This is a genomic window from Paenibacillus darwinianus, assembly GCF_000598065.1.
GTDB lineage: Bacteria > Bacillota > Bacilli > Paenibacillales > Paenibacillaceae > Paenibacillus_I > Paenibacillus_I darwinianus.
The window spans coordinates 13,378-19,056 of sequence record NZ_KK082193.1; the positions used below are offsets into that span (position 1 = coordinate 13,378).

A 5,679-nucleotide genomic window follows, 5' to 3' on the forward strand; every position below is an offset into this window, starting at 1 on the left:
GCAGCCATGACAACGACCGATCGGCCGCTCCCTCGGCGACCGCCGCCGATATCGATTCCATTCGCACGCTTCATTCCATGCTCCTCTGCTGCCTGGTCAGATAGAGGAAGAACGGTACCCCGAGCAGCACAATAACGGCTCCCACCGGCGTTTCGAAATTCGGGTTGACCAGCCGCGCTCCCAGATCCGCCACAACCATAAGCAAGCTCCCCAATACCGCGGAGCAAGGGATGATGAGCCGGTAATCCGCACCGACGAGGGAACGGGCTATATGTGGAATGATCAGCCCGACAAAACCTACGACCCCGACGGTGGACACGGCCGCACCGGCTAATACGAGCACGACGACGGAGCAGGCGAATTTGACGAGCCGGCTGCGTTGGCCGAGGCCGGCGGCCACTTCCTCGCCCATGCTGAGTATCGTTAACGAGCGAGAGAGCAGAATCGCTGCCAGCAGCCCCGCCGCGGTCCAAAGCGCAAGCAGGCTAACCTGCTGCCGCTTTATTCCCGAGAGCCCTCCCGCGAACCAAAAATCCAGCTCTTGTCCGACCCGAAAATACAAAGCGATCCCCTCGCTCAGCGCCGTCAATAAAGCAGTCACGGCCGCCCCCGCAAGCACGAGACGGAGCGGCGACATGCCGTTTCTGGCAAATGCGCCGATTCCGAAGACGAGCCCTGTTCCCACAGCCGCGCCGAGAAATGAAAACAGCATCAGATGCTGGTACGATAAGCCAGGCAACAGGGAAAAGCATAACGAAAGCACGAAGCCTGCTCCCGCGTTGATGCCGAGCAGCCCCGGATCAGCCAGCGGATTGCGGGTCATTCCCTGCATGAGAGCGCCCGCCACCGAAAAACAGGCGCCCACGAGGGCACCTGCCAAGGCGCGCGGAAACCTCAGCTCCTGAATGATCTGATGCTGCTGCAGCTCCCGGTTATACTGAAACACGGCCTCCCATACCGCCGCAAAATCGATATCGGCCGCACCGACGGACACGGAGGATACAAGCGCGAACAGCAGCGCTGCGATTCCGGCCAGTATGACGACACCGAACGCTATTGGGCGATTGCCCCGTTTATTTGGCTCCATCATTGCGTCAAACTGGTTACGATGAAGTCCAACTGTCCCTCCATCGAGATCGGGTCGTTGAAATAGTAGCCGATCGGATGAATGTTGAATACGCGGTTTTGCTTGACCGCCGGCAGGTTCTTCCAAATCACGCTGTCATACGTCGCGGCTCCGTCGCTCTCCATCGTCCATGTGCTTGTAAAAATATAATCGCCCGCAAACTCCGGCAGCTTCTCCAGCGAAATGTTCGTATAGCCCGGCCCCGCATCGATCGTTTCTTTCTTGGTCAGCTCCGTAGCTTTAAGTCCCAGCTCGCCGTAAATGATTTCTCCGCCGCGGCCGAATTTGTCGCCGAATATGTATAGATTCTTCGCATCGGTCTGCATGATCGAGACGGTCCGGTCGCCGACCGCCTGTTGCACCTTCGGTTTCACTTCGGCAAGCTTCGCCTCCCAGGAGGCGATCCACGCTTCCGCTTTATCAACCGTGTCGGTCATTCTGCCGAACTCGCGGAGCTGGTCCTTGTAGTTCAGCTTACCGTATTCGATCACGACGGTAGGCGCAATTTTCCCGAGCTGCTCGGCTGACTTGGCATCCCACGTCAATATCAGATCCGGTTGAAGCGTCAGGATGCTCTCCATGTTCTGGCCGTCGCCAATGTTATCGACGCCTTCCAGCTTGCCTTCATAGAACGGGTTTTGGAACGTATAGTTCGAGACACCGACCGGCTTGATGCCGAGCGTCAGAAAATAGCCGTAATAGTCCGCAACGAGCACGATTCGCTTCGGATGCTTCGGAATCGTGATATCGCCGTTCGCGGCCTTGTAGGACACCGTGCCGGCGTCCTGCTTCGCCCCGCCCGTTCCGTTGTTGCCGGCTGCCGCCGATTCGTTTGCTGCGTTATTTTCATTTGCCGGTGTAGTCGCGCCGGAACCGGCACGGCTGCCGCAGGCCGCGGCCGACACGGCGAAAAGCAGGATGAAAACGATGAAGCTGATTTTGCGAATAGGAACGTTCACGATGATGTACCCTCTTTCAATAATTTGATCGGTAGATTAAGCTTTTGCCGTTTGTGCTCTGAGCTCCGACGCGGCTTGTCTTCTCTGCAGCCGCTCCGACTCGGTGATACGGGGGCAGGTGTAACAGTAGCTTCGATTGCCCCCGGTTTTGAACGCCAGGCAGCACGCCGCTCTTTGGCGCAAATAGCTGCCCGGCTGATTAGGGTCCTCGACGAAACGGTATTCGATATTCAGCAGATTGTGTTTCCTCCCGAATACGGCCGGGGAAAGACCATTGTACAGCAGGTCAAAATGCTGCCAGATTCGCCTTTTCTCAGGCTCATCGGCTTGTTCGATAAACTGTTCTTCGACATACTTGAGCCGGGTAGCCAACAGCTTCCATAAATCAAGCTCACGCACACCGCCCGTGAACGCCGCAGTCTGAATAACGGGCAGCATAGCATCACCGTAGAACCGTTCCATCGCTTCCTTCACGTCCGCTTTGCCGCCCTCGTCCGTGCCGCTAAGCATGCGTCTGGCTGAAGGAGGCAGAACGAGCAGCATAGGCTGCCGTGCCCGCTCACCGAACAGCTGCAGGATCGCCTCACCCCGCTCGAACGCGGGCTCCGCTTTATCATGAAGCACCATGTAATGAAACCCCGCGCATAGGCTGCCAAGCAGCGAAGCGAAATAAGTGGCAGCCGCATCGCGATCCCTGGCTTGCAGAACACCGCTATAGGCGTCCAGAAACCGGGCTGCCATTATCGGCCGGCTCATCTCGCTCCAGTCGAGCTCCAGCAGCGCTTCTCCCCGTCTCGATTCGGCAATATAGAAGAAGGTTTCCCGCGCGGCGGCGTCCATTTCCATCATGCCCCGACGCTCCGTTCGCGTTCCGCAAGCGCCGGCTTTGCTCCGGAACGGCTTTCCGCCCGATTCCTTGCGACCGCCGATTCCGGATGAGCGGCCGCATCGGCGTAGGATTCATACGCGAGCGCAAACGGAAGGCATACCGGCAGGCTCGAACGTGGATCGGTCACGATCTCCGCCTCAACGCCGAACACCTCGCGCAGCATGCCGGATGTAATGACCGATTCGGGAGTCCCCTGCGCGGCGACGCGTCCCTGCTTAATGGCAACGACATGTCCCGCATATTGGGCGGCATGGTTGAGGTCGTGAACGACCATGACGATCGTGCGTCCTTCCTCGTGGTTCAACCGCCGGAGAAGGTGCAGCACTTCCAATTGATGCGCCATGTCCAGGAAGGTCGTCGGCTCGTCGAGAAACAGGATGCCCGTATCCTGCGCAATCGCCATTGCAATCCAGGCACGCTGGCGCTGTCCGCCGGATAACTGATCCACCGGACGCTCGGCGAATTCCGCCATGCCCGTCACCTCAAGCGCCCAGCGGATGGCGGCGTGATCGTCGCTGCCGAGCGAGCCCGGTCCCCGCTGATGCGGGAAACGGCCGAAGGAGACAAGCTCCGTCACGGTCAACCCTACGGGCGCCACCGGATTTTGCGGCAGAATGGCCAGCTGCTTTGCAACGTCTTTCGTCGAATGGCGGACGATCGACTTGCCGTCGAGAAAAACATGCCCCGCCCCCGGCTTCAAAATACGCGCCATCGCTTTCAGAATCGTCGATTTTCCGCTTCCGTTCGCGCCTACCAAAGCCGTTATTTCCCCGTCCGGAATTTGCAGGTTAAGATCTTCCACAATCGTCCGGCTGCCGTAACCTATATGTAACTGCTCCGTAAACAATCTGTTCATGCGCCGCACTCCTTGATGATCGGAATTGGTTCCTATCACATGATAACGATTATCATTATCATATGATGAATGATAATCGTTCACCTTCGATATGTCAAGAAATGTTAGCTACATTGGAATTACTATTAAGTAGTATTAACAGGCCAGATTGCGATGACGCTCTTGCTGCCTGCTCTGAGAAATAAAAGAGCCATCGATTAATAATCGATGGCGGCTCATTTTCCACTTATAATGGCTTAACCTTCGTTCATAGCACGCAGCAGCGTGTAACGGTTAAGCCGTACCCGATGGGCTTCCTGCAGGCTGTGCTCCGCCAGCTCGCGTTCCACACCGAGCTCCGCCAGCGAGGATGGGCCGCCAACCGCACGGATCAGTTCCCGCAGCCGACTTTCTAGCGGAATCCGGTTGATGGCAGCCTGAATGTTGCTCCACTGCGATTCGATCGAACGGTGCCGTTCGGCGAAACCATTCGCGGCGGGCATGCCTTCTGCCCCGACCCGATGATAGAGCGCGGCGATCAGCGTGCATGCAACGCCAACCTTGGCCCCGTGAAGAAGCTGCCTGCGTCCTTCCCGTACAAACGCCATCTCCCAGTAATGCGACAAATGATGCTCGGCGCCCGATGCCGGGTGAGACTGGCCGAATATAAGCATCGCAATCCCGGATTGGATCAGTGCGTGAATGAGAATCGTCACGCCCTCTTCGGTATTGCTGCCGATCGCATCGGCATTTTCCACACATGCCGTCAACGCTTGCTGCGTCAACTCGGCCGCAAGCGGCGAATAAGGTTCGCCGGCGGTCAAATGGCCGAACGTCCAGTCGAACAACGACGTATATTTGCCGAGCATGTCTCCGAAGCCTGCCGCGATCAAAGGCCTCGGTGCCGCGCGCAAAATCGCCACGTCCGCAAAAAGTGCCGCCGGCCCGATTGCGGGAAGCGTAATCTTCTCGCCGCGCACCAGTATCGGCGCGCCCTTCGAGGTAAAGCCGTCCACCGAAGGAGCGGTCGGGACGGAAACGAACGGAATGCCGGTCGTATACGCCGCATAACGCACGATGTCATGGATCGTTCCCGATCCGGCCGCTACCGCGATGTCCGAGTTCGTCCGCTGAATATCGATAATAACCTGCACAATGGAGGCTTCATCCGCGACGACGTCTCCCTGTGCATTCGGCTTCACGATGGTCTCCTCCGCGGAAAGCCCGGCAGCCTTCGCATCCGATAACAGTGTTGCGCCGGCTGCCTTGCGGGTTTCGGAATCGGACACGACGACGATCCTTTTATTCCCTCTGTCTTGCAAGTACGGCGCTACCTGCCCGATCGCCCCGGCTTGCACCAACATTCGTTCCGGGAACAACGATTCATCCAGCGGCTCATTCATACGCTTCGCCGTATTTCTGATCGATTGCATTACATCCGCCATTGTTATTCCCTCCGCTCCTACTTGTACTTACAAGTAATATTCTCCTTTCCCTCCAACGGTTTGTCAACCAGACGTCCCAAATCTTCTTCACAATGACGTCAGGTAAATTCTCCATTGCCCGCATCGGCGCCCGGCACAAAAACGCCCTCATTAACCGATCGACCGAATGAGGGCGTCCATATGTCCAGCCTTGCAAATATAGGCAGTCCTATCTCCGCCAGACCGCGGTCGACTCCCGCAAGACAAGTTCGGGCGCGAGCACAGCCCGACGCGCCCCCTCTTGGCGCAACCCGTCCTGTGCGAGCATCCGGTCGACCGCCAGCTCGGCCGGAATGCGCAGGCCACACGCATTGGCTGTCTGAAGCGCCCCGATGGCAAGCAGATCGTTGCAGCAAAATATCGCGGTCGGACGTCCGCTTCCCGCC

6 protein-coding genes are annotated in these 5,679 nt (G+C 57.8%); all 6 read right to left on the reverse strand.

All coding sequences use genetic code 11. From position 1 onward, the window contains the following. Positions 1-70 precede the first annotated feature (70 nt). Positions 71-1,090, reverse strand: coding sequence for a FecCD family ABC transporter permease (locus BG52_RS12380; protein WP_036583628.1), 1,020 nt, complete (start codon positions 1,088-1,090; stop codon positions 71-73). After that, a complete protein-coding gene (locus BG52_RS12385; RefSeq protein WP_036583630.1) occupies positions 1,087-2,085 on the reverse strand; it encodes an iron-hydroxamate ABC transporter substrate-binding protein in 999 nt (332 codons plus the stop codon). The genes BG52_RS12380 and BG52_RS12385 overlap by 4 nt, the downstream gene beginning before the upstream one ends. Before the next feature lie 36 nt (positions 2,086-2,121). Continuing rightward, entirely contained in the window at positions 2,122-2,934 is an 813-nt protein-coding gene (locus BG52_RS12390) for a hypothetical protein (RefSeq protein ID WP_036583633.1), read from the reverse strand. Further along, complete coding sequence (locus BG52_RS12395; RefSeq protein ID WP_051587809.1) at positions 2,931-3,830, reverse strand: ABC transporter ATP-binding protein; 900 nt, start codon at positions 3,828-3,830, stop codon at positions 2,931-2,933. The genes BG52_RS12390 and BG52_RS12395 overlap by 4 nt, the downstream gene beginning before the upstream one ends. Before the next feature lie 236 nt (positions 3,831-4,066). Beyond that, positions 4,067-5,254: a sn-glycerol-1-phosphate dehydrogenase gene (locus BG52_RS12400; protein ID WP_036583635.1), complete on the reverse strand. Its 1,188-nt coding sequence runs from the start codon at positions 5,252-5,254 to the stop codon at positions 4,067-4,069. Between the two features lie 208 nt (positions 5,255-5,462). Further along, the coding region (locus tag BG52_RS12405; RefSeq protein ID WP_036667364.1) for a substrate-binding domain-containing protein at positions 5,463-5,679 on the reverse strand (217 nt) is incomplete at its 5' end.